The sequence below is a fragment of the Metabacillus herbersteinensis genome (assembly GCF_042433335.1).
Taxonomy (GTDB): Bacteria; Bacillota; Bacilli; order Bacillales; family Bacillaceae; genus Metabacillus; species Metabacillus herbersteinensis.
Genome location: NZ_JBHLVO010000002.1, coordinates 180,935 through 204,386, shown reverse-complemented (window position 1 = coordinate 204,386; position 23,452 = coordinate 180,935). Strand labels below are relative to the sequence as shown.

General features: G+C 37.5%; 23 protein-coding genes. 7 read left to right on the top strand and 16 right to left on the bottom strand.

Features of this window, described 5'->3' with window-relative positions; all coding sequences use genetic code 11:
• Window position 1: 1 nt before the first annotated feature.
• Window positions 2–1,027, bottom strand: coding sequence for a DUF3231 family protein (locus tag ACFFIX_RS04035; RefSeq protein WP_378930779.1), 1,026 nt, complete (start codon window positions 1,025–1,027; stop codon window positions 2–4).
• Between the two features lie 188 nt (window positions 1,028–1,215).
• Between ACFFIX_RS04035 and ACFFIX_RS04030 the strand changes: the two genes are divergently transcribed.
• Complete coding sequence (locus ACFFIX_RS04030; RefSeq protein ID WP_378930776.1) at window positions 1,216–2,718, top strand: potassium/proton antiporter; 1,503 nt, start codon at window positions 1,216–1,218, stop codon at window positions 2,716–2,718.
• Window positions 2,719–2,956: 238 nt separating this feature from the next.
• Here the strand turns inward: ACFFIX_RS04030 and ACFFIX_RS04025 are convergent, their stop codons facing one another.
• Complete coding sequence (locus ACFFIX_RS04025) at window positions 2,957–4,279, bottom strand: polysaccharide biosynthesis protein (protein ID WP_378930773.1); 1,323 nt, start codon at window positions 4,277–4,279, stop codon at window positions 2,957–2,959.
• Window positions 4,280–4,721: 442 nt separating this feature from the next.
• On the opposite strand from ACFFIX_RS04025, the gene ACFFIX_RS04020 reads away from it, so the two are divergent.
• A complete protein-coding gene (locus ACFFIX_RS04020) occupies window positions 4,722–5,732 on the top strand; it encodes a DoxX family membrane protein (RefSeq protein ID WP_378930771.1) in 1,011 nt (336 codons plus the stop codon).
• A 44-nt stretch (window positions 5,733–5,776) separates the two neighbouring features.
• Here the strand turns inward: ACFFIX_RS04020 and ACFFIX_RS04015 are convergent, their stop codons facing one another.
• The 4 genes from ACFFIX_RS04015 to ACFFIX_RS04000 form a co-directional block, all read right to left on the bottom strand.
• Window positions 5,777–6,742 carry a nucleoside hydrolase gene (locus ACFFIX_RS04015; protein WP_378930769.1) on the bottom strand — a complete coding sequence of 322 codons (966 nt, stop codon included), beginning with the start codon at window positions 6,740–6,742 and terminating at the stop codon, window positions 5,777–5,779.
• 69 nt (window positions 6,743–6,811) lie between these two features.
• Window positions 6,812–7,885: a Ger(x)C family spore germination protein gene (locus ACFFIX_RS04010; protein WP_378930767.1), complete on the bottom strand. Its 1,074-nt coding sequence runs from the start codon at window positions 7,883–7,885 to the stop codon at window positions 6,812–6,814.
• Window positions 7,882–8,973 (bottom strand): GerAB/ArcD/ProY family transporter, encoded by a 1,092-nt coding sequence (locus ACFFIX_RS04005; protein ID WP_378930765.1) that lies wholly within the window; start codon window positions 8,971–8,973, stop codon window positions 7,882–7,884. Before ACFFIX_RS04005 ends, ACFFIX_RS04010 begins: the two co-directional genes overlap by 4 nt.
• Before the next feature lie 23 nt (window positions 8,974–8,996).
• Window positions 8,997–10,469: a spore germination protein gene (locus ACFFIX_RS04000; protein ID WP_378931162.1), complete on the bottom strand. Its 1,473-nt coding sequence runs from the start codon at window positions 10,467–10,469 to the stop codon at window positions 8,997–8,999.
• Between the two features lie 164 nt (window positions 10,470–10,633).
• Between ACFFIX_RS04000 and ACFFIX_RS03995 the strand changes: the two genes are divergently transcribed.
• Window positions 10,634–10,864, top strand: coding sequence for a hypothetical protein (locus ACFFIX_RS03995; RefSeq protein WP_378930763.1), 231 nt, complete (start codon window positions 10,634–10,636; stop codon window positions 10,862–10,864).
• On the opposite strand, the gene ACFFIX_RS03990 is transcribed toward ACFFIX_RS03995, so the two are convergent.
• Together ACFFIX_RS03990 and ACFFIX_RS03985 are read right to left on the bottom strand one after the other, a co-directional pair.
• A complete protein-coding gene (locus ACFFIX_RS03990) occupies window positions 10,861–11,061 on the bottom strand; it encodes a VOC family protein (RefSeq protein ID WP_378930760.1) in 201 nt (66 codons plus the stop codon). The genes ACFFIX_RS03995 and ACFFIX_RS03990 overlap by 4 nt on opposite strands.
• Before the next feature lie 173 nt (window positions 11,062–11,234).
• A complete protein-coding gene (locus ACFFIX_RS03985) occupies window positions 11,235–11,837 on the bottom strand; it encodes a cell wall hydrolase (protein ID WP_378930758.1) in 603 nt (200 codons plus the stop codon).
• A 547-nt stretch (window positions 11,838–12,384) separates the two neighbouring features.
• Between ACFFIX_RS03985 and ACFFIX_RS03980 the strand changes: the two genes are divergently transcribed.
• Together ACFFIX_RS03980 and ykzS are read left to right on the top strand one after the other, a co-directional pair.
• Window positions 12,385–12,885 (top strand): sigma-70 family RNA polymerase sigma factor, encoded by a 501-nt coding sequence (locus ACFFIX_RS03980; RefSeq protein WP_378930756.1) that lies wholly within the window; start codon window positions 12,385–12,387, stop codon window positions 12,883–12,885.
• An 88-nt stretch (window positions 12,886–12,973) separates the two neighbouring features.
• A complete protein-coding gene (ykzS, locus tag ACFFIX_RS03975) occupies window positions 12,974–13,168 on the top strand; it encodes a protein YkzS (RefSeq protein ID WP_378930754.1) in 195 nt (64 codons plus the stop codon).
• Window positions 13,169–13,231: 63 nt separating this feature from the next.
• On the opposite strand, the gene ACFFIX_RS03970 is transcribed toward ykzS, so the two are convergent.
• Window positions 13,232–13,525 carry an NAD(P)H-binding protein gene (locus ACFFIX_RS03970; protein WP_378930752.1) on the bottom strand — a complete coding sequence of 98 codons (294 nt, stop codon included), beginning with the start codon at window positions 13,523–13,525 and terminating at the stop codon, window positions 13,232–13,234.
• 276 nt (window positions 13,526–13,801) lie between these two features.
• Here ACFFIX_RS03970 and ACFFIX_RS03965 point away from each other — a divergent pair, with 276 nt between their 5' ends.
• A complete protein-coding gene (locus ACFFIX_RS03965) occupies window positions 13,802–14,944 on the top strand; it encodes a spore germination protein (protein WP_378931160.1) in 1,143 nt (380 codons plus the stop codon).
• Between the two features lie 272 nt (window positions 14,945–15,216).
• On the opposite strand, the gene ACFFIX_RS03960 is transcribed toward ACFFIX_RS03965, so the two are convergent.
• Entirely contained in the window at window positions 15,217–16,092 is an 876-nt protein-coding gene (locus tag ACFFIX_RS03960) for a patatin-like phospholipase family protein (RefSeq protein ID WP_378930751.1), read from the bottom strand.
• A gap of 748 nt (window positions 16,093–16,840) precedes the next feature.
• Between ACFFIX_RS03960 and ACFFIX_RS03955 the strand changes: the two genes are divergently transcribed.
• Window positions 16,841–17,017: a YkvS family protein gene (locus tag ACFFIX_RS03955; protein ID WP_378930748.1), complete on the top strand. Its 177-nt coding sequence runs from the start codon at window positions 16,841–16,843 to the stop codon at window positions 17,015–17,017.
• Window positions 17,018–17,109: 92 nt separating this feature from the next.
• Here the strand turns inward: ACFFIX_RS03955 and ACFFIX_RS03950 are convergent, their stop codons facing one another.
• The 6 genes from ACFFIX_RS03950 to ACFFIX_RS03925 form a co-directional block, all read right to left on the bottom strand.
• Complete coding sequence (locus ACFFIX_RS03950; protein WP_378930745.1) at window positions 17,110–18,123, bottom strand: DUF3231 family protein; 1,014 nt, start codon at window positions 18,121–18,123, stop codon at window positions 17,110–17,112.
• Window positions 18,124–18,338: 215 nt separating this feature from the next.
• Window positions 18,339–19,307, bottom strand: coding sequence for a sugar phosphate isomerase/epimerase family protein (locus ACFFIX_RS03945; protein ID WP_378930743.1), 969 nt, complete (start codon window positions 19,305–19,307; stop codon window positions 18,339–18,341).
• A complete protein-coding gene (locus tag ACFFIX_RS03940) occupies window positions 19,304–20,335 on the bottom strand; it encodes a Gfo/Idh/MocA family protein (protein WP_378930741.1) in 1,032 nt (343 codons plus the stop codon). Before ACFFIX_RS03940 ends, ACFFIX_RS03945 begins: the two co-directional genes overlap by 4 nt.
• A gap of 16 nt (window positions 20,336–20,351) precedes the next feature.
• Complete coding sequence (locus tag ACFFIX_RS03935) at window positions 20,352–21,377, bottom strand: Gfo/Idh/MocA family protein (protein ID WP_378930739.1); 1,026 nt, start codon at window positions 21,375–21,377, stop codon at window positions 20,352–20,354.
• An 18-nt stretch (window positions 21,378–21,395) separates the two neighbouring features.
• Window positions 21,396–22,124 (bottom strand): ThuA domain-containing protein, encoded by a 729-nt coding sequence (locus tag ACFFIX_RS03930; protein WP_378930737.1) that lies wholly within the window; start codon window positions 22,122–22,124, stop codon window positions 21,396–21,398.
• A 137-nt stretch (window positions 22,125–22,261) separates the two neighbouring features.
• Complete coding sequence (locus ACFFIX_RS03925; protein ID WP_378930735.1) at window positions 22,262–23,296, bottom strand: LacI family DNA-binding transcriptional regulator; 1,035 nt, start codon at window positions 23,294–23,296, stop codon at window positions 22,262–22,264.
• Window positions 23,297–23,452: the final 156 nt, after the last annotated feature.

The following is a 23,452-nucleotide window of genomic DNA, read 5'->3' as shown; positions in this document are numbered from 1 at the left end:
CTCACTCTGGGTCATATTTCAACTGTGCCATTTTTTCTTTGTCATACATTCCTGGTGGTTGTTCCAGCCATTTCTCTTTAATCATTATATTAGCTCCACTTGCTGCGAATTGGGCAACCTCAACACTTAATCGCTCATAGTTTATGACGAGGTCACTTCGTTGACTTGCAACAGCAGCTGTTGAGTAATTCCCTGTTCCAGCAGCACTTAACAATGTCATGTGAAACATCATTAATTTATCCGAAAATGTCTGGGTTGTTGAGTTTGTTATTGATATATCAGCAGGCATGGGTGGTTGTATATTGCTATCAAGAAGAGTCGATGAAAAAATCTTCATATGTTTTTTAGATATATCTTTACCTTTCAACATGTAATTTTGAATATTCTTACTAGTGGAAGTCTGGGCAAATGCTAGAGCAAGCTTCATTCCCATTAAATTTGTTTGAATGTTAATCCATAAATGAGATGTTTCCACTGCATTCAGTGTCCGTTGTTTTTTTAACAAACTATACCCACTCATATACCCCTTATCCTCAATAAATTCGATATGCTTTGCCACCTCGACAAATGGTGACCGGACAAATACTCCTTTAGAAAGAGCTACTTCGGTACTCTCGTTATAGAGCTTAGCCGATTCTATTAGTCCAGCTATGTAATATTCTCGTAGATCCTCCCTTGCACTCATTGACACAAATCCACTATAGGCAAGCATACCCACCTTTGACATATGACAAACATAGGTCAAGCAAAAGATCTCTGTAAATAATCGCGATGCCCCAAGATTAACATCTTCCTCAGTAAAGCCAATAGGCTGTGGGAGATCTCCCTCATGAAAAATTACTTTAAGTCTTTCTAAATGATTTACAGACAAATCATATGAAAATTGAACGACCGACCGAATCGCTTCATCTTCAATATGCTGTAAAAATTGACCCAGCACGCACTTTGCCATACTGTCGTTTAAATAACTTGTCCAAAGAGAAGCTATTTCTGATGCTGTAAGTTTTGCAGTTGTTGAGCCGCTCATAAAACACCTCCTTTTTGATATAATTTGCTATTACCTTAGTAAACATACTTGCCTATGTCTCTTTATAAAATAGAACGCTAATCATTCAAGGCACCACAACCCATGAAAACATGCATTTAGTGATATAATTAACTGTAGATGGAAGGAGATGTTTTATAAAAAATAAAATAGAATGAGGGGTACGTTTCGTGACATTTTCGATCGACAGTTCAATCTTTATCTTATCAATCCTTTTAATCATCGGTGTTCTCACTGCCAAATTCTCCTCTAGACTCGGTTTACCTTCACTTGTTTTGTTCATTGCAGTAGGTATGATCGCAAGCCATTATATTTATTATGATAATGCAGAGCTAACTCAAGCCTTCGGAATACTTGCTCTCATTATTATTTTGTTTGATGGTGGTGTACAAACAAAATGGAAAAACGTTCGCAAGGTTTTACTTCCATCCGCTTCTCTAGCTACAATCGGAGTTCTTGTGACAACCGTCATCATTGGCATTTTTTCAAAGTACATTTTGGGTCTTTCCTGGCTCGAAGGTTTCCTTTTCGGAGCAATTGTTGGCTCTACCGATGCAGCTGCAGTATTTGCGGTTATCGGAACAAAGAACATCCGCCAGAAACTTACGACTACTTTAGAAGCTGAGTCTGGATCCAATGATCCAATGGCCATTTTTTTGACAGTTGCCATTATCCAATTAATACAAAACCCCGAAGCTCAATTGATGAACTTAATTCTTGGCTTTTTCTGGCAAATGGGCTTAGGTCTACTGATGGGAATACTTATTGGTAAGGGTTCGGTTTGGTTTATCAACAAAATCAATTTAGATTCATCAGGCTTGTACCCAGTACTATCACTTGCTTTGGCGATTTTCGCCTATAGTTCAACAACATTACTAAATGCTAGCGGACTACTTGCTGTGTATGTGATGGCTGTTTTAATTGGAAATGCTGATTTAACCTATCGACACGCTATAGTAAGATTCAATGAAGGGTTTGCATGGATGGCACAAATCCTCATGTTTATTTTATTAGGATTACTCGTGTTCCCAAATGAACTCGTTCATATTGCATGGCAAGGAATTGCATTGTCCTTTTTACTAATGTTAGTGGCAAGACCTATTGGTGTTTATTTGAGTTTGTTGAACTCTAAATTCACTTTCAATGAAAAGCTTTTTATCTCATGGGCTGGCCTAAGAGGTGCTGTACCGATTGTTCTTGCCACCTATCCGATGATGGCAGGCATAGAAAATGATGGTCTCATTTTTAACGTTGTTTTCTTCGTCGTGCTTACTTCTGCCTTGCTACAGGGAGCAACCATCACTCCCCTGGCTAACTATTTAAAATTATCAGAAGGAGAGACGAAAATCGTTCCACACAGTCTTGAACTTATCTCAATCGGAAAAACGCATAATGAAATGATTGAGTTAGTCGTAAGTAAAAATGCAGCTCTATCAGGTAAAGAACTTACTGAGATCTCACTCCCTACCGATTCCTTAATTACCGCTGTCATTCGAGATGAAAAATTGATAACACCACGAGGCGACACGAAAATCTTTGCAGGTGATACCCTGTATATGTTGGTATCAAAGAAAAATCGCGAATTAGTTAAGCAGCTTATTCAGGAAAAAGAAGAGGAACCAATTGTAGAAGAGATTGAGGATAAAACAGCTAGTAATGAAGATAAAGTTTGATTTTTGGTAGGTAATTTGATTTTCGTGCATATAATCTAATTCTCGTGCAATTATCTCAACTCTCGTGCAATTAATCTAATTCTCGTGCAATTATCTCAATTCCAGTACAGTTTTCCTTATTTGTCAGATTTAAATGTATAATAAGAGATGCTGATTTGAATTCAGCATCTCTTTTCATATTATTTATAAAGACTTTTACTCTATTCGCCAACCCTTCCTTCCGCATACAATCCAGTATTCAAGCTGTCCTCACCCTCACAAGAAAAACAGTCACACCGATTTTCTTGCATATCGTAAAATAGTGCATTAGCGCTAACAAAACAGCACCCATGTTCATGCCTAGAATAATTCCTTCCATTTGCAATGACTCCATTGAACCAAGTACATACATCATTCCAAATGAGATAACGTGTGACCAGATTGTATGAAAGAAAGCATCCTTCATTAAGCCCAGTCCAATTAAATAGGCTTGCATTGGTACAACGAAAAAGTGAAATAAAAAGTATGGCCATAGCATCTTTAAGTAAAAAGCCGCGGCAGATGAGTCAAAAAACAAATGGGTTAACGGTTCAGCGAAGATGTACATAATGAACATACTCGGAACACCATAAATCATCGTAATCCACATGGCTTGCTGAAGAAGCTTGACCATTTTTTCATTATCATTTTTTGCATAGGCCTCTGAAACTGTAGGGATCAACATAATCATGAGCGAATGAGCGATGAACGCTGGAAAAAATCCAATCGACATGGCTACCCCAGCTAGCATCCCATAGTTTTCGGTTGCCATAGTCCCTGTAAATCCTGAAGCAATAAGGGCTCCTTTTACTAAGAAGGGCTGAATAGCATTTGTAAGTGCGTGAAATAAACGCAAACCTGTTGTTGGCAACGAAACAGATATTAAATTTTGACGAATTGTTTTCCCTTTAATATGATGCTTCGGCTCCCGACTTAATACTTGAAACTGGATAAAGTAGGCACTAACGAGATAAGCACAGACGAGCAGTTCACTCCCAACTAATGTTGCTAGAGCAATTAAAAGTGCCATTTGTAAATCAAATTGAAATGACTGATAAACGAAAAACAAAAGAACAAGTTGTACCACTTTTCGAATGAAATTAGAAAAAGCAATTTTCCCCATATGCTGCACGCCCATAAAATAGCCTCGGGCAATTGATGAAAATGAAACGATTGGAATCAGTAAAACAAACAACCACATCACAAGAGGGTGATAATCTTGGAACACTGGAAAATATGGCAATACAACCATTGCAACCGCGACAAAGGCAAACGTAAATAAAACCGTCAAAAACAACGTATGTTTTAACATATGAAAGTGCAATTCTCTTTTTTTCTCAGCAACAAACTTAGAGATCGAGATTGGTAGCTCCAAACTAGCAAAAACGACAATTAAAAAAATGACAGGAAGAATAGACATGTACAAGCCCATTCCTTCCTCTCCAAGCTCCCTCGCTAAAATCATATTCACAAAAAATTCTAAACACTCACTAAAAAAAGCTGCAACCACCAACAGCACCGTGCCCTTATAAAATGAATTCACCCTATATTCTCCTCACCACTAAACGTATTCAACCTACCTTTCTAACAATATATGAGACAAGTAGTTAAAATATTAATAGCGGTGCTCATGTTACCTGCGTTCGTGCTTTGATTATTAAAAAAGCGCAAGCGCCTTAATCAGCCTTAGGCATAGCATAAGGCGATTATAAATAGTAGGCGTTCTATGCGTTCTATGCCTTCTATTTATAATTGACTTATGACCTCGAGGCAGTGACTTCCCTGTCGCATTGACTGCACTAGCACGTCCTGTGCGTTGGTGCTGGATTCAGAAACGCTTACTAAGTCTGAAATTATATAACTACTGATATTATGAACTTTATGTGAAGTGCTTCACAAACTCTTTTCATTAAAACAAATATACTGTATGATAAAAGTATAAAGATTGTGAAATACATCACATATTTATCCTGGAGGAAATTCAGATGACAACTCTTAAGAAAACAGCTTCATTTAGTCTTTTACTGATCACCATTCTGTTTACACCTTTTTTTGCAAATGCTCATGTAAAATGGTTCACAGAGCAAGAACCGATAAAAATACCTTTAGAAGAGATAATTTCTCCTTTATTCATTTTACTCTCAGTCCTTATCGCGATATTCCTGAGCATTGTGCCACAAATTGTTCCTTACTTTGCAAACTTCAAGCTAACCAAAATCCTTGATGGAACGTTAGACGGCTGGCGTAAGTATTCTCGATATATACTCAAATATGGAACGGCAGCTGCTTTGATGATTCAAGTAACATCTGGGACTCTTTTTGCACCTGAATTTCATCTAAATTCAACATTTCAGCTCATTTTTATATGGCTGGCAATTGGATTATTGCTAGTTCCACATCATTTAGCAACAAAATTAGCTGCATTACTCTTAGTTGGATTGTTCATCGATGTCATGCAAACAGTTGGCGTTTTTCATATGCTTGATTACGGTTTTTATCTCGCTATTATAGGTGTTCTCTTAATAGGAAAAACCAAATTTGAAAATTTAGGATTTCCATTTTTATATTTAGGTACTGGCCTTTCATTATGCTGGGTTGCTGTCGAAAAGTGGGTTTATCCAGCATTATCAATTGAGATTATTCAGACACACCATGTTCCAATGTTTGGTGTTTCACCTGAAATGTTTGTGATTCTCAGTGCATTTATTGAATTTGTGGTAGGTTATGCATTGGTTGTTGGAATCTTAAATCGCTTCCTATCTGTGGTATTAACGGGGGTATTTATCATGACAACCATGATTTTTGGTTTTACAGAAATGATCGGACACTTTATGATTCATGTTGTTTTGATCATCTTTGTAATCGAAGGAGTTGGGTTCTATAAGCCACCAATTAAAATTCACAAAAGCCGAACCGATCAAATGATTTTCGTGTTCTTAAATTTTATTTTCGTCTTGGCAACAACGGTTTTAATCTATTATCGTTTTGCAGGTTAAGAAGAAAGGTAATAATCAAGGGGGAAAACAAAACAGTGGCTCAATCAGCCACTGTTTTGTTGAGGTAACGTCATCACTCTCATAAAATCCTTGATAAACGCTTCATAATTTAATTTCAACTGTATCGTCGATTTAACGCCTGGTTGATCTTCTTTGGGAATTGGCCTGAAGTCTGCAATGCTTTCACCAACAGAAATTCCATAGCGTTCAATTTGTACTTTTTTCCGAACGGAATTTCGCACAATTTCAGGATTGACGAGACCGCTTAGTGCAACAACGTCATGAAAGGGTGCCCCCTCAATTCCAGGAACTAGCTTTTTATAAGCATCATAGTAGTAGTCATAAATCCCTTGAAATAACGGACCAAAGTTGTTCTGACTATTGTCGGTTATATACTTGACCGCTTCTTCGGTTACGATCGCTTCATTCGTAATGTTTAAAGGATATAAAGTGAGCTTTTCAGCTTTTGTTACAATAATATCTGCGGCAATGGGATCTCCATTAAAGTTAGCCTCGGCTTCTGAGGTAACATTACCTGGAATTAGGAAAGCACCACCCATCACATGATAGCTTTTAGCAGAATTCATAACCTCTTCTCCGCCTAGGATAAAACTAATGGCGAGAGAAGTGGATCTCCCAACATCGACAATAACTAAATCGTTCCCATATTTTTCAACGATTTTAAAAATTTCATCAAAGTTCAAGAGTTCACCAACAATGGTATCTGGAGGACTAATTGGACCGAGTCCTTCTTCGCCATGGATTTCCGGATAGAAAACGCTCACTTCCCCGGAAAGTGGACCCTTTGCTCCATCTATAAGCGGGATATCCTTCCTTCCTGCCAAATCAAGCAAATAGGCAGCATTATTGGTCGCTTGTTCTTGGTCAACATTGCCGTAGCCAGTTACAATGCCAACTAAATCTAACTTAGGATTCAAAAGGGCATAAATAATCGCAACAGAATCATCAATGCCGGGATCACAGAAAAGAAGAACCTTTTCTTTTTTCACGCCATCACCTCTTTGAACGTCTTACATTATACCTATTCCTAATGCTCCTTTATTATCCTAAAAGTGCATCTAGTCAATAACACCTGTTTCAGAAATCGTCACATCAGCTTTTACTTTTAGACTGTAATTGGATTTATATTTGTCCCATTCCTCAACCTTAAACTTCCGTGATCTTCTGCTAATTTGGTCTCCTACACCGACTGGATCAATATTTAACTCCTTAAATTGTTCCAACATTTCAACCGAACGATCTTCCATTATTTTTTCAAAGTGCTTTTCAAACTTATTTATTTTCTCTTGGGTTATTTTGTCACCTGTAAACTCTCGAATGGTTCCATCTACTTTTAGTTCAAACAAAACTTCCAAAGGATCTTCAGATACTAAAGTGAATTTTGTAGATGATTCAATACTTTTAATTGATACTATTTCCTTAGTATCAGGCATTTTGACTATATAGGAACCTTTTGTGTACCCATCTGTGAGTAATTTAAAGAAAAACAACTGCTCATTCGTAAGCTCACTAGCTACTCTTTCTTTGTCAAAGACTGCTAATCCATCAATCTCCACATCTTTTCCACTCTCAGTTACTTTAATAATTGGTAAGTATGAATCTTTGCCTTTTGAAAAAAATTGGTGAAGAAATAAGTGGAGATTTGTTTTAGGTAAATCACGATCTTTCTGGTTATGAAGGATCAGGTTAGAAAGATAAGTTGCTGTTCCATCGTTACTATAATCTCCTTCTAGCATTGATTTTGAATCTCCTCTTGTTACAGCTAAAATAACTCTTGACCCGATCGACGCATCTCTTTGAAGAGCGTCAACTAAATCATTGATTCCAGTTCCTTTGGCAAGTTCCTCACCAAACAGTACCATTTGAATTTTCCCAAGTACTAATGGATCTGATGCCTTTTTTTGCATATCAGTAATAATATCTCTACTTAGAATTGATGTATCTGAAAGAACTCTTCCTGTTACTGGCTGATCTTGTAAGTATTCTGGAATGACAATCGTTCCTTCGACTTGCTCATCCTTCGCTTGATCAAAACCTGCGACTGTTATAATACTTACATCATCAAGAATTTCTTCTTGCACACAACCTGTACTAAAAAAAAGTGAAAAAAAGATGAGACAGAGTTTTTTCATTTTTTCTTCTCCTTTATTTTTCTAAAAACAAATGTTAATGCAAACAAAGCAGGTATATAAATATATAACACCCCAAATCCGATTTTTCCGGCGATATCATTTAACATATTTACCTGCTCCCGCGTCTGAAAAAAATTAACGCTAATAAAAGCAAGTAAACATACAAAAATGACTGTATATTTTTGCTTGATTTTTGTAACATCTTTAATGATTCGACTCGCACACCACAGCGTTAAACAGATGTTTGGCAAAATGACTAAATTCCAATTGGCAATTCCTATGTATTCAAACCGCTCAACAAAAGGCATTTCTACAATCTTCCACAATGTCAAAGTAGCCCATACATTTTTTTGAAGCTGCTCTTCACTAAAATAAACCAGTGAGACGAGACAAATAAACGTATAAAGGACTGTCGTAAACGCTACACCAAAATGCGCCCACTTTTGAGACTTCTCAACATTTTTCAAGAATGGGTAATAAATAAGAAGTGCTTCGACTCCTAATATGGTCAATGACATATCTTTTGTCGAGATTACAATATCTTTAATTGAATGGTCAAAGACTGGTAATATGCTTCGATAATCTGCGAACTCAAGAGGAAAAAAAAACGCAAAAATTAAATAGCTTGGCAAAATTACACCAAAAAAACTAACACCTGTTACGACTCGAAAGCCACCCGAAATAATATAATAAACAAGTAGAAGAAAAAGGAAAGTAAATAACATTTGATTAATATCAGGAAACATCCAGACCTGGACAATTTCTAAATACGATCTTAACACGGTGATTGCGAGCAGTAAGAAATAACTCGTCAAGACCATGCTTAGTAAACCTCCAAGCCATTTTCCAAATATCTCTTTATGAACGGTAATGACGTTTCCATTTGCACCTTTGAGGATTCTATAAATCATCCACAATGCTGCATGAACAAGTACCCCCGCTAGAATTACCGCAATCCAAGCGTCATGGCCAGACTTTTCTGCGACTACCCGTTGAAACCCTAAAACACCCACTCCAAACTGAAGTGAATGTATTAAGTAAAAAACTAAGAAAGGTGATACCTGAAACCGTTCTGGAATTTTTATCAAAGCACATTCACCTCACATTTGGTTTACTCGTCAATGTCTTTATTTTGCTTAGCCTTTTTACCTGAAAAGCGTTTTGGTTCTTTCGCTCTTACTTCATATGGCCGTTTTGACATGACTGAAAATGGCAATCGAATTAGCGCATCCTTCATATCAGCAACACGTGGTGGGAAAATTGGTTCTAAGAACGGTCTTCCTAAAGAGGTTAATTTAAGTAAATGAGCAATCAGGAAGCAGAAACAAAAAACAATCCCTAATAATCCATACATCTGCGCAAATATTAAAAACGGGAATCGTAGCAAACGAATCGTGTTACCCATTACATAAACTGGAGTTGTAAAGGAACCTAGAGCAGCAAGTGCTACAATAATGAGCAGAACGTTACTTGTTAAGCCTGCTTCAACAGATGCAGTTCCGATAACGATCCCGCCTACGATACCAATTGTTTGGCCTACCTTAGTAGGCAATCTTGCTCCCGCTTCTCGCAAAAGTTCAATCGTTAACTCTAAAAATAATGCCTCTAAAATTGGAGGTAACGGAATTTCCCTACGTGACGAGACGAGTGTGTTTAATAAATCCTTAGGAATTAATTCATAATGATACGTTAATGCTGCTACATATATTGGTGTTATCAAAATAGAAAACGCTACAGCAAACAAGCGAACAAGTCGAAAAAAAGATGCCAAAATCCAATTTAGGGAGTAATCCTCGAAAGCTGAGAAAAATTCAACCAAAGTCGTTGGTCCAATTAACACATGTGGTGAGCCATCGACCATAATGGCAACCTTACCTTCAGCTAAAATGGCAGCCACCCGATCGGGACGCTCGGTATCAAGTAATTGCGGAAATGGTGAGTTATGATTATCAGAAATCATTTGAGTAATGTAGGAGCTATCACAAATTTGATCAAAATGAATGTCCTTCATCCGTTCCCAAATGGTGTGGACATTTTCTTCATTTGCGACACCATCCACATATAAAACGGCAACCTTGCTCTGAGAGAGATCGCCAATTTTCATTTCTTTTACTCGGAGCTTATCGATCGGAATTCTTTTCCGAATTAAATTGATGTTTGATTCAATCGACTCGACAAAGGCTTCCTTTGGTCCAACTACACTAAATTCTACTTCTGGTAGAGATACTTCTCGTGCTTTATTTAAGGTTGCCCGAAAGAGTGCAACATTTGAACCATATTCAGCTAGGTTTATTAAGACATAACCATCAAGTAACTTTTCCTTAATAACATCTGTATCAATTGTAATGATGATATTTTCAATAGGTACAAGACCTATCAATTCATCAAGAGTCTTCCAATCTCCCTGCACTTGCGGAAGGATGCTTTGATGAAGTATTTTCATATCCACGAGCGTCCGGAAATAAGCAATCCAAATCGGATGGTCCTTTGTTCTTGACTCGTACTGCATAAAGTCCGACGATTTTCTTAACACAGCAAAAATTTCAGGAACCGAATCTTTTGATTCCCCATTTTCCTTGTACATTTTATGCATATCATCACCACACATTCCGTTAGCTCTTCCATTTATTGTGCCAACACATATTTGGGATTATGCACCATTTACGGAAAAGCCTGAAAAACGGGGTGTACTTTGTTTATAGAATTGGATAAGGTTAAAGCAGTAAGGAAATGAAAAGGGGAAACTAAATGGAATCAGAAGATGTTCATAAGGAAATATTAAAAGAACTTCGAGGAATCCGTGAGGCGCTGGAAAGAATTGAAAAGGAATCAGCTACTGAAAGAGAGACGAAAAAAAGCGGGTTTTTCCGAACCATTCTTGAGGCTGGAGGATCTTTAATGTTCGGTGTGGTTGTAATTGGTCCTGTCATTGTGATAATCAGCATGATTTTCTTTTGGATTGGCTCTTTTTTTGACTAGTATAGGAGGTGGGCATTCCAGACGAAGTTGGGCAATCTACGTTTCTTACCGTCTGTTGTAAGCTCAACCACTTTATTTTTTCTTTTTAGAAGGGAGAATCCTATTACATCTTGATAAAAAGTTAGAGATTGCTCTAAATTGCTTACCTTTAATTTCACTTCCCCTATTTCAGTATCTGCATGTATTTGATGAGTCATTATATTCCTCCTCTTTTTATACTTGAATTTCATTTTACCATTAACCGTCATACCTATCATTTTTAACTCTAAGCAGTTCCATTTCGAAAAAAATAGTCTTCCCACACAAAAATGACGTGAAAAAGCTCACGTCATTTTTGTGTGTTTCTATCTATTAAATAAGAAATTTATTATTATTTCGCAAAACGGTGATTTCCAATGTTTATCGTTACTTCACGAGCGCGAATCCAATCACCTTTTGCTGTTTTCGGATTGTAGAAGTATAACGATTCATTGCCCATGCCGCGGAATGCAAGTGCTTCTTGAACTGCTGCTTTAGCTTCACCGTCTGCAGGCTGATTAATTGTTCCGTTTTGAACCGGTGTAAAGGCATAGTAGCCTTGGTCTTTTTGATAAATAACACTTTTGATGTCATTAGGGAATAACTTGCTATCAACGCGGTTTAAAATAACAGTTGCAACCGCTACTTTCCCTGCATATGGTTCACCAACTGCTTCAGCATGAACAATGCGTGCAAGTAAATCTTTTTCAGCATTTGTAATCGTTTCCGGAATCGTTAATTTTTCACCAACAAATAATAAGTGTGAACTTTTTTTGTTAGTAGATTGTAATTCCTGTGCAGAAACACCATATTTTTTTCCTAATAACCACAGAGTATCTCCTGCTTTAACTTGATGTGTTGTTGCAGCACTAGCTTCTGAAACTGGTCCTTGTATGGCTACAAGTGAAACAGCTAATGTTGAAACAGCAACAAGTTTTGTAATCATTTTTCTCATCGACGTAACCTCCTGTGAATTCGGTTCGTATTTTTTGTAAGTAACATTTCCAGAGTGTTTGTTTTGCCTACAAGAACAAGCCTAACAGTTTCATAGAGCTATTACACCCTGCAATATTTGGCAAGATTACCAGATTTAAAAGCTTCAAAGTACGGTCAAAAAGAATTTAGTTAAGCGTATTAAAAAAGCGCAAGCGCCTTGGTCAGCCCTGACAAGCATAAGGCGATTCTAAATAGAAGGTGTTCTTTGCCTTCAATTTAGAATTGACTTATGACCTCGAGGGGCTAGGCGCTGGAGCTGGATTCAGAAACGCAGACTTAGTATCAAATTTTATATGCTTTCTTATTTATTCAAAAACTACGTTATTTCACTTATATCCACATCTAACTAACTATTAACCTTGATAACTCATTGATATACCTTCATTTATCCGATCTCTCTCACTCTAGTAAGTAGCTTTTCTCGTTTTTACCTTTTTAGTAAAACCTTATACGATCAAGGTACCGCGGAATATGCAAGGGCGCGCTCTTTGAAGGGTACTTTAAAAGTGAGCAAAAAAACGTTTGAAGAATTACTACAGCAATTTGAACCAATGATTTATCACATGATGAAACGATTAAATATTTATGAAAATCATCAAGCATTTTATCAAGTTGGTTGTATTGCAATTTGGGAAGCGATGTTTAGTTATATAGAAGATAAAGGTCAATTCCCAGCTTATCTCTATCCATTCATGAAGGGGAGAATGCTGTCAGAGCTTAGTGAACACACGAAGCGGACGGAAGATCTTCTCGATTCTTCGGACACCATTGATGAAACCATAATGGTTAATGATTTCTATGATATTGAAATGAAGAGCATCGTAGAGGACTTAACTCGTACTCTGTCACCATTACAAAAAAAGTGGTTTATTGGTTATTGTCTTTATGGAAAAACACCTAGTGAGATTGCAGTAGAGGAAAATGTTACAGTATCAGCAGTAAAGTCGTGGCGTCGTGAAGCGATTAAACGGATCAGAGCTGTACATTTTGATTACCACGTACGATAGTTTTAATGAAGTTACTAATAGTTGTGGACAGGCGTCTTACTCATTTGTAGACTAAGAGATACGAAAAGATACTATTGGAGGAATGGGAATGGATGAGCAAACAGTAACAGAAATTTTGGATCAGCTACGTGATGGTGAATTGGATTCCTTTCATGTTAGCAATGAACAATTTATAGCCTTTCGCCAAGTTCTTGTGAAAAGAGAAGATTTTAAGCATTTCCGAGGCATTGCAGAACAAGGTGGCAGTACAGTTTATCAGTTTATGAAAGAGCCAAGAAGCTAGAAGCTAGTATTTTAAGAACGTGCATTTTCCCAAGTGGAATCTGCACGTTCTTTTTAGTTTATTCTATTGAATAAAGTTTAAGGCCTCTTCTATCCTTTTATCGCCTGATACGATCTCAAAGGTTTGATTTTTTGCTTCTTGTAATGTTAAAGAGGCGATAAGCACAGATGCTACATCTTCTCTCAGTATGCTTTGGCTTTTGTCTTTTATGGACTTTGACGCTTGAACGCTACCTGTACCTTCATCATCTGTTAAAGCACCAGGTCGAACAATCGTAAATGGAATTTCCGACATGCTTAAGTATTCATCAGCAATCGCTTTTGCTCGTAAGTACATCATCATGCTTTCAGGTGCCACTTCTGGAATATCCGCTCCATTGAACTCAGCATGACAAAATGTTTAACAGCATGTTTTTTTGCCTCGTCGACCCGATTGTTTTTTTGGGTCCTGTTTTCCCATTTGCCCCTGCAATTAATACATTCATGTTCCATCACCTTTCTAATGCTTGTCTATTATTTATGTTCCCTATTTTGAAAAGCAGAAAACATTAATCATGCAAAATAGCTCTAATCAGAAATAATTAGGATACTATTTGTAACACTATCCATATGGAGGTGTTACACATGCTAGAAGATCAATCTACGCTTATCCTCGAATTCAGCTGGTAGATCAGTTGGTGAACCAACAACTGAACGAACGGCGCGGGGTCCACAGGACGGATTTGTTGAGGACATTGACATTAACCTTGCTTTAATACGCAAAAGGATAAAAACCCCTTCATTAAAAGTAGAGAGTTTAAAAATAGGAAAGCAAACAAAAACAGAGGTTGCACTAATTTACATAAAAGGGATCGCCAACGATGAAATTGTAAAAGAGCTCAATTCCCGTTTAGCTAAGATTCAAATAGATGGAATTTTAGATAGTCATTATCTTGAATCAATGATTGACGATAACCGGTTATCCCCATTTCCAACTGTTTATAGTACTGAACGTCCTGATCGAATATGTGCAAGTCTTTTAGATGGTAAGGTGGCGATTATTACAGATGGAACACCCTACGCCTTAACGGCACCCACATTGTTTGTTGAGTTTCTTCACTCAAGCGATGATTACTATAATAGCTCTATCGTAGCGACAACAATAAGATGGGTAAGATTTTTAGGATTGTTCATCACGCTCATTCTTCCTGCCTTTTTTGTTGCGATGACAACATTTCATCAAGACTTATTACAAACACCTTTATTAATTAGATTAGCTGCCGGTCGCGAAGGTTTGCCATACCCAGTACTTGTCGAAGCCATTTTCATGGTAATCACTTACGAGCTCGTTCGCGAAGCAGGCTTGCGAATGCCTAAAACCTTTGGGAATGCTGCGATTACTATTTTTGGTCTCGTGTTAATTGGACAAGCGGCTGTTCAGGCTGGAATTATTGGGCCCGTTATGACAGTTGTCATTTCAGTTACAGCTCTGACATCGTTTATTTTGCCTAATTATGCATTTTATCAAATCATTCGCCTTTGTGGATTTCCATTGCTTTTACTTGCTGGTCTTTTTGGATTTATGGGAATACTTGTTGGTTTGATGTTTGGTTTAACTCATTTAGTAAGCTTACGATCTTTCGGTGTTCCCTATTTTTCTCCTGTTTCTCCAGCAATAAAAGAAGGATGGAAGGATGTATTTATTCGGGCACCATGGTGGGCAATGGAAACGCGCACACCTGGTTTAGGTGTGAAAAATGAGGTTCGCGCAGGTGAAAATTCTAAGATCAAATCGTGAGGGAGATCATGGTGACCAAAATTAAACGTTTACTATTAAAAGGCTTAATCGTTGTTCTTATCCTTCTCATTCTTCCATTTATCCTAACTGGTTGCTGGAGTGTTAATCGTCACACTGCTATTTATTAAGAAAAAAAGGAATGTATACCAAAAAGGATGACTCATAAAGGTGGAACTTGACAGGATGTAGCTCAGAAAGGCTCCTAAAGACATGACGTCCGAGAACTTTGCCTTTCTCCCTATGATTAAGGCGTCCGCTTTGAGCATTTGTTGCTAGCTCGTAATTTTTGGATTTTCTTCTTTTGCAAGCCAATCTTGCAGATCCAAAAAGGTATTCCTCGCATCTTCTATCCCTAGTTGATAGAGACGTTCGAGCTTGATAGGATTTCGTTCAATCCTCGCAACCTCTAATGGCATACTTGGTCGAATCACAAAGATATCTCCGTTCTTTTCCCGCTCTTCTAAGTATGCTTGAATAGAGTTATACATTTCATATCTCGTAAGAATCGCTTTTACAAGATTTGGGTACTTTTGAAAGGATCTTTGGACTAGCCATTGCATACTTGGTTTTTTCTTACGGTATTCGAGGTTCTTAGTAAGGATAACGACATTTCTCTTATTTCCATCTGCTTCCGATTTTTTTAATGGAATCGAGTCAACGATTCCGCCATCGAGGAGGGTTTTACCATCATATTGAACAAATGGCGCAATAAATGGTAAAGAACTTGACGCTCTTATAATCGTTAAAATATCCTTTCCATAGGTTTTTTTATCATAGTAAATTGGCTCTCCTGTTTCGCAATCGGTTGTCGCAACAAGGAATTTCTCAGGTGCTTCATTAAATGCTTGAAAATCAAATGGAACAATTTTATTTGGTATTTCATCGAATAAAAAGTCCATTCCAAAAAGCTGGCGATGTTTAATCACATTTCGAAAAGACAAATAATTGGGGTGTGTGACATAATCGATGTTTACTTTTCGGTTTCGTCCCTTTTGTCTTGAAACATAGGAAGCTCCGAAACACGCACCAGCAGATACTCCGATCACATAAGGAAAATATAATTCTTTTTCCATGAAATATTCTAATACGCCTGCAGTGTAGAGACCTCTCATCCCTCCACCTTCTAAAACTAACCCAGCTTGGTTCAATTCCTTCTCTCCTCTATATCTATTATTTATTTAAATATAACACACCTTAAACTCCCACTCATATGTGATTAACTCGCTACTTTCATGGAAACTCATACATGTATTTCATTATTCAAGGGAAAATTAACCTAAGGATCCTATTTCGTTCATGAGGTGAAAATATGGTGTCACCCAATCAGTAAAAGAAGAGACGATTGAAAAGCAGATTGTTACTCATTTAATGAAGGATGCTAGTACTAGCGAACCGAAAAATATCGAGGACTTCTTTAAACAAAACTACGCGATCAGACCTCATAAAACGACGAATCAATTTTTGTCAGTGTGTTTATAATGTTGACGATTGGTGGAAGCCTTATCGCTTTACCGATAGTTATTTCATTTGGTAAATGAGAGAATCGAATTGACTAAATCAATTCGGTTTTTTTGAATAAATCTTAAATTTATAAAGTGGTTCAGCGCTAATTAAAAAGAAGCCAATCTAAAGCACAGATTTTTCTGAAAGTCTTTACTTAATCACATAAATAGTGCAAAATGGGACTAATAGATTTTTATATCTATTGTTTTATGTTGGATGCTTATTTCATCCAATTTTAGTACATATGTACCTTGGTTAGCGCCAACTTGTCAACATCTGTTGACAGCGCCTTCATCCTTCGCATCTATGCGGGAAGACACCGGCCAATGCCTAGTTACAATTAGCTATCAGAATAGAATTCTGTAAGGCGAGTTTAATAGAAGGAGAGAGGCAATGAAAATCGCAAAAGTTGGGAATATTATCGAATTTAAAGATGGATTAACAGGTGTTGTTGAAAAAGTAAATGAGAACTCTGTCATTGTAGACTTAACGATCATGGATAATTTCGGTGATCTTGATCTCGATCGACGTACTGTTGTAAATCATAAAAACTATAAAATTATTAAATAGTAAAGCAAAAGCAGAAGTGCCTTATTCAGCCCTAACAATTATATTGAAAAAACGGTGAGGAGTTTAATAACTCCTCACCATTTTCAGTCGTATTATTTTCCAATTATATCTTTTCGTTCTGCCATCTGTGGTGGCTCTTCCATCCATCCGTTCTTAATCATAATCTTGGCGCCTTCATGAGCAAATTCAAAGATATCTTTTGTAAAAACCCCCATTTTTGCAACTAAGTCATTCCGTAAACTAAAAGCAGTTCCTACAGCATTCCCACCCATAGAAAAACTGCAAAACATACTCGTACAGTACATCATCAGCTTGTCAGAAAACGGAGCAACAGTTGAACGCGTCGCATTTCCTCCTGAAGTTGTAGGTATTTGAATACCATCTTCAAGAAATACTTCACTCATCTCTTTTACAACACTTTTTGAAATTTCTGCTCCTTTATTAAAAAACTTCTTTACTTCAGGACTATTGGCACATTGAGCAAAACCAGTAATCATTTGTAAGCCAGAAACATTTGCTTCAATTCCATGATAAATGTAAGCCACTTCTATTGTGTTTAATGTTCGTTTATTCCCAAGTTTAGTTAAGGGATTCATTCCTGCCAAATAGTTTTTTTCTTTTACAAACTCAACCGTTTTTGGCATTGAAACATAGGGTGAGCGTGCCAGCAGCCCTTTTTCAATCAAATATTGCGTGCAAGAATTGTAAGCGCCTTGGGTAATGGCGGTAAGATCTTTGAAGAGCATGACGATATCTTCTCGATATGCCATGTTTATATTGAGTGTATGCAACCCCATACTTATTTCTTTGAGCAACCGTACAAACATGATGTCAAAGCCATTATCATAGAGCTTTGGTACATCTTTATTAACATCTTGAGAGGTAAATGCGACTGGAATTGCAGCCCCTTCATCTTCGAAAATAATTTTTATTTTACCAACATACAGGTCGATATCTTTGTACAAATCCGTCATGATTTTTAGGGCTTTATCGTCGTCAGCTTTTTCTATAAAATATTCTAACATTCGCAAAATCATTGTTTTTTCTTGGTAAGTAAGCCATAAGACACCGAGTTCGGACGATGTGATGGCAGGTTTTTCAGGCATACTGTATATTCCTCCATAAGTTTTATCTTTCTTTATTTTGCTCTAAAAACCCTACAGTATTCTTAAAAAAATCAAAAACAAAAAACCCCTATTAAAAAATAATACGGGATTTTTGTTCAAGCTTATTTTATTCGATTTAACTTTATTTCAAAGAGCATTTTGTTAATAACTAGGAATTTGAATTTATAATCTACCCAAGGGTTACTATCTAGTAATTAAACCCACCACATCTGTGAAGGTGTTTCTTCAATTAATACCGATTGCAGGTTCGTCACTGCGCGTTTAAAGCCTTCTTCAATGGACATGATTGGATCTTCGTGTTCAATGCTAACTACGTAGTCATATCCGTATGTACGTAATGCACTCATCATGTCGGACCATTCCTTTAAGCTATGTCCACAGCCTACCGAACGGAATGACCATGCTCTCGTCTGTACTTCTCCGTATGGCTGCATGTCAGTTAGACCATACATATTCACGTTCTCTTGATCAATGTAGGTGTCTTTTGCATGGAAATGGTGAATCGCATTTTCTTTTGCTAAAATTTTGATGGCTGCTACTGGATCAATACCTTGCCACCAAAGATGGCTTGGATCTAAGTTGGCACCAATTGCGTCGCACGTTGCTTCTCTTAGCTTAAGAAGTGTATATGGTGTGTGTACTAAAAAACCACCGTGTAACTCAAGACCAATTTTCACATTATGATCTTTCGCAAACTGACCGACTTCTTTCCAGTAAGGAATTAGTTTTTCTTCCCACTGCCATTTCAACACATCCCCATATTCATTTGGCCAAGGAGTAACCGGCCAGTTAGGATATTTTGCTCCTTCGTGGTCTCCAGCTGTACCTGAAAAACAGTTCACGACTGGGACATTCATTAAAGAAGCAAGCTGAATTGTTTTAAGTAGTGTTTCATGTGAATTGTTCGCGAATTCAACTTCTGGTGAGATTGGGTTACCGTGACAGCTGAATGCACTTATGGTTAGGTTGCGTTCTTGGATTTCCTTAACGTACACATTTCTTTTTTCTTCATTTTCTAGTAACTCGTCTAGTTTACAATGATTATTCCCCGGATAACATCCAGTACCAATTTCCACTGCATGTAAACCAGCAGCTTTTACTTTGTCTAGCATTTCTTCAAATGAATGATCATTGAATAGAACCGTAAATACACCTAATTTCATTTTGTATAGCTCCCCTCTTTTTGTGAAGAGTAATAAATTGCATCAATAATTTGTGAAACTTGTAGAGCTTCTTCAGGTTTGACAGTTAGTTCGGCTTTTCCTAAGCAGGCGTCTACAAAATTTTGTGCTTGTGCAAGCCCTGGATTGTCATCACCAGGTAACCATGCTGCTTGACTATTAAAAAGCATCCCATTTTTCGCTGTATAAAGCTCTGGAGGAAAAACACTTAAGCCGCCACTGGTACCTGAAATACTAACATGCTCTTCGTCAACTTTAATATTGGCTGCCCAAGATGTTTCTAGTAACAATGAAGCACCATTTTCAAACTTAATATAAGCAGTCACATGATCATCCACTTCAAACGTTTCATGATCAAAAGTTCCCCACTGATTAACAGAGTTAGCCGTTTTACTTAATGTATTGTACGTGCTTCCTGATACTTCAACGTGTTTCGGATTACCCATTAACCAGATGGCAAGATCGAGAAGATGACAGCCATAGTCGATTAAGCTTCCTCCACCTTGAAGCTCTTTGTTTGTAAAAACTCCCCAGCCAGGTACTTTTCGTCGTCTCAGTGCTTGCACTCTTGTAACAAGAGGTGTGCCAACTTCCTCCATCAATTTCTTAGCAGCTTGTGCTTCTTTCATAAATCGATAATGATAGGCAATTGCTAGCACTTTAGATGATTTTTTGCTAGCAGAAACCATAGCTTCACATTCTTCACCTGAAAGCGCCATCGGTTTTTCACACAGTACATGTACACCAGCTTCTAGAGCAGCAATCGTAATTTCGGCATGAAATTTATTCGGTGTACAAATACAGACAGCATCCACTTCAGCAAACAGTTGACGATAATCCGCATAAACGTTTGGAATGTTGAATCTTTCTGAGACTTCTTGAGCTCGAGTCGCATTTAAATCAGATATGGCCGCGATCACACACTGATCACTCAGCTGCAAAAAGGCTGGGATATGGCGATCTTGTGCAATACCGCCGACCCCGATAATGCCTATTCGTAATTTACTCATATCACTTAAAACCTCCTTAAACACGTACAATCGTTTTTGTGTCATTCGATTTCAATGCTGCAAGAATGACTGCTAACGATTTCATTCCTTCTGTACCTGAAATTGGAACGTCACGATCCTCAACAATTGCACCGACAAATTCTTCAATAACATGTGTATTCTTTTGACCACCATTATCGTTAGATTGAATTTTACCGAGTTCGTAGTTGACAACTTCTCCATTTGTATACTGAGCAACTAATGAATAAGTTGGGTTATCTTCGAGACGTAGCGTCGCTTTTTCGCCATAAATGATTGTTGAGTTATCTTCACTTGCTGTGAAAGACCAGCTCGCAGCAAGGGTACCGATTGTGCCGCTTTCTGTTTTTAGCACACACACCGCTGTATCGTCTACATCGGCGAATTCCTTTGAGCTTGTTTCAACAAACGCACCAACCTCGACAATTTCTTCACCTAATAGGTAGCGTAATAAATCTGTTTTGTGAACGCCTAAGTCCCCCATTGCTCCAATGAAAGCCTTGTCTTTTTCGAAAAACCAACTATTCTTGCCATCAACACTCCAGCCTTCTGGACCTGGATGTCCAAATGCTGTACGGAAGCTGTAGATTTTTCCAACTTCGCCGTTTTCAATTAGTTTTCTAGCAATTTGATGTGAGCGAACAAAGCGTTGATTATGAGCGATCATTAGCTTTTTCCCGCTCTTTTCTGCAGCTTGTATCATTGCCTCTGCTTCTTCTTGAGAAGTAGCCATTGGTTTTTCACATAACACATGAAGACCATTGCTTAATGCTTCAATCGAAATTGGAGCGTGAAGATAGTTAGGTGAACATACACTCACTGCGTCAATCTCTCCACTTTTGACAAGCTCTTTATAATCTGTAAAAGCTTTCACACCATACTTTTCAGCAACTTCGTTCGCACGTGCCTCGACTATGTCACAAACGGCAACAAGCTGGACATTTTTATTGCTTGCATACTCAGGTAAATGGCGATGCTGGGCAATACTTCCGCATCCTATTACTGCAACTTTTAATTTAGTCATGTTCGTTTCCCCCTATTATTAAAGTGATTTCTCGGAAATTTTTTCTAATGGTTGAGCATTGCCATACACAGGACGTTTTCGATCCGCAGGCTGGGCCCATTTTACACCATTTACAATTACACGTTGAATTTGTTCATTTTCATAAGTTGGATATGTTTCATGACCTGGGCGGAAGTAGAAGATTTTCCCGTTTCCACGTTTAAATGTACAGCCACTTCGGAAGATTTCTCCGCCTTCAAACCAGCTTGTGAAAATTAACTCATCAGGTGTCGGAATATCAAAGTGCTCTCCGTACATCTCTTCTTTCTCAAGCTCGATGTATTCACCGATTCCATCTGCAATTGGATGACTTGGATCGACAACCCAAAGACGCTCTTTTTCATCTGCTTCACGCCATTTCAAATCACAGCTCGTGCCCATTAATACTTTGAAAATCTTTGAAAAATGGCCTGAATGAAGAACAATTAATCCCATGCCATCAAGTACACGCTGTTGAACTCTTTTTACAATTTCGTCGCTCACTTCATCGTGTGCAATGTGGCCCCACCAGATTAGCACGTCTGTATTATGTAGTACTTCTTCTGTAAGTCCGTGCTCTGCCTCATCAAGTGTCGCAGTTTTCACTTCATAATCTGCATTCTTCAAAAATCCTGCAATTTTGCCGTGAATGCCTTCTGGGTAAAGATCGCGAACGACTGGATTTTTCTTTTCGTGTCGGTTTTCATTCCATACGGTTACTTTAATCATGTTCTAGCACCTTGCTTTCTTAAGTTTGAGATTTATATTTTTCTAGCCATGAAGTTTGTTCATTCATTGTCATGTTTATAAATAAAGCGGTGAACCGGTTAACTATACATAGCTAACGGAAATTACTTTCTCACCTCCTAACATTGTATTCTTGAAGTAGAATCTCTTATCACTAGCTCAACTGGTAGACAAAAGGTTTTGAATTCGGTTTCTTTTTTTTCAATCGTCGAAATTAGCATTTCAGCTGATATAGCACCTTTTTTAAACACATCTTGACTAATTGTTGTCAAGCTCGGTGATGCATATCTGCTAACAAGAAGGTCGTCATAGCCAATAACCGAGTAATCAATTGGCACCTTTTTATCAGCTTCATTGAATGCCTTGATAATGCCTAGAGCCAATATATCGGCCGCTGCAAAAATAGCCGTTATTGGTAATTCTGCTTTGATAATGTTTTTTCCGATTTGATATCCGTTTTCGAATGAGCTGTCTTTACCTTCAAAAACGAACGCATCTTGAAATGGTAGATTTGCTTCTTTTAGTGCTTGTTGGAAGCCTTTTAATCTCAAGCTATCAATTGGATTATTAACAGGACCTGGTGACACAAATCCAATCGATCGATGACCGTATTCAATTAAGTGCTTTGTAGCTAAATAACCACCGCGCTCATCATCAATACGAATATTCGTGTAATGTTTTGCGTATTCCTCATACGTATCAATTAAAACAATCGGCATGGATAACGCTTTCAATTCTTGATAAATAGATTCTGGAAACGAACCTAAAAAGACAAGACCATCAAGATTCCTTTTCATGACCCAATTTTTGCAGTCCTCTGGCTTTCCAAACCCTGATAGTAAAAAATCATAGCCATTCTTGCGAGATACAAACTCAATTCCACTTATTAACTCACTATAATAATGATTTTCTCTAAAAATTGGTGCTAGTGAGCCTTCTACTAGTGGTATCATAACACCAATCATATTCGACTTTTTCTTAGATAAACTGATTGCTGTAAAATCTGGTTGATAATTTAGTTCTGCAATCGTTTGTAATACTCTTGCTTTCGTTTCCTCTGACACTTTGTTTACGCCGTTAATGACATAAGATACAGTTGCAGATGAAACCCCAGCAATTCTTGCTACGTCACGGATCGTAATTTTCTGATTCATGCTGCCTCCGGTTAAGCGGTTAACTTAGATGCTGTCATTATATAATATTCCTATTTTCAGGTCAATCATGAGTTTGAAAAATTTCTTTTTAAAATATTCACTAAAAACAAACATATGTTCTTGTTTAATTCAGGTAATTTGATTATAATGAATGAT

Coding starts and splice junctions, on each gene's coding strand:
- ACFFIX_RS04035 (WP_378930779.1), bottom strand. CDS start 1,027: ATGAGCGGCTCAACAACTGCAAAACTTACAGCATCAGAAATAGCTTCT.
- ACFFIX_RS04020 (WP_378930771.1), top strand. CDS start 4,722: ATGACAACTCTTAAGAAAACAGCTTCATTTAGTCTTTTACTGATCACC.
- ACFFIX_RS04010 (WP_378930767.1), bottom strand. CDS start 7,885: ATGAAAAAACTCTGTCTCATCTTTTTTTCACTTTTTTTTAGTACAGGT.
- ACFFIX_RS04000 (WP_378931162.1), bottom strand. CDS start 10,469: ATGTACAAGGAAAATGGGGAATCAAAAGATTCGGTTCCTGAAATTTTT.
- ACFFIX_RS03995 (WP_378930763.1), top strand. CDS start 10,634: ATGGAATCAGAAGATGTTCATAAGGAAATATTAAAAGAACTTCGAGGA.
- ACFFIX_RS03990 (WP_378930760.1), bottom strand. CDS start 11,061: ATGACTCATCAAATACATGCAGATACTGAAATAGGGGAAGTGAAATTA.
- ACFFIX_RS03985 (WP_378930758.1), bottom strand. CDS start 11,837: ATGAGAAAAATGATTACAAAACTTGTTGCTGTTTCAACATTAGCTGTT.
- ykzS (WP_378930754.1), top strand. CDS start 12,974: ATGGATGAGCAAACAGTAACAGAAATTTTGGATCAGCTACGTGATGGT.
- ACFFIX_RS03955 (WP_378930748.1), top strand. CDS start 16,841: ATGAAAATCGCAAAAGTTGGGAATATTATCGAATTTAAAGATGGATTA.
- ACFFIX_RS03950 (WP_378930745.1), bottom strand. CDS start 18,123: ATGCCTGAAAAACCTGCCATCACATCGTCCGAACTCGGTGTCTTATGG.
- ACFFIX_RS03945 (WP_378930743.1), bottom strand. CDS start 19,307: ATGAAATTAGGTGTATTTACGGTTCTATTCAATGATCATTCATTTGAA.
- ACFFIX_RS03940 (WP_378930741.1), bottom strand. CDS start 20,335: ATGAGTAAATTACGAATAGGCATTATCGGGGTCGGCGGTATTGCACAA.
- ACFFIX_RS03935 (WP_378930739.1), bottom strand. CDS start 21,377: ATGACTAAATTAAAAGTTGCAGTAATAGGATGCGGAAGTATTGCCCAG.
- ACFFIX_RS03930 (WP_378930737.1), bottom strand. CDS start 22,124: ATGATTAAAGTAACCGTATGGAATGAAAACCGACACGAAAAGAAAAAT.
- ACFFIX_RS03925 (WP_378930735.1), bottom strand. CDS start 23,296: ATGAATCAGAAAATTACGATCCGTGACGTAGCAAGAATTGCTGGGGTT.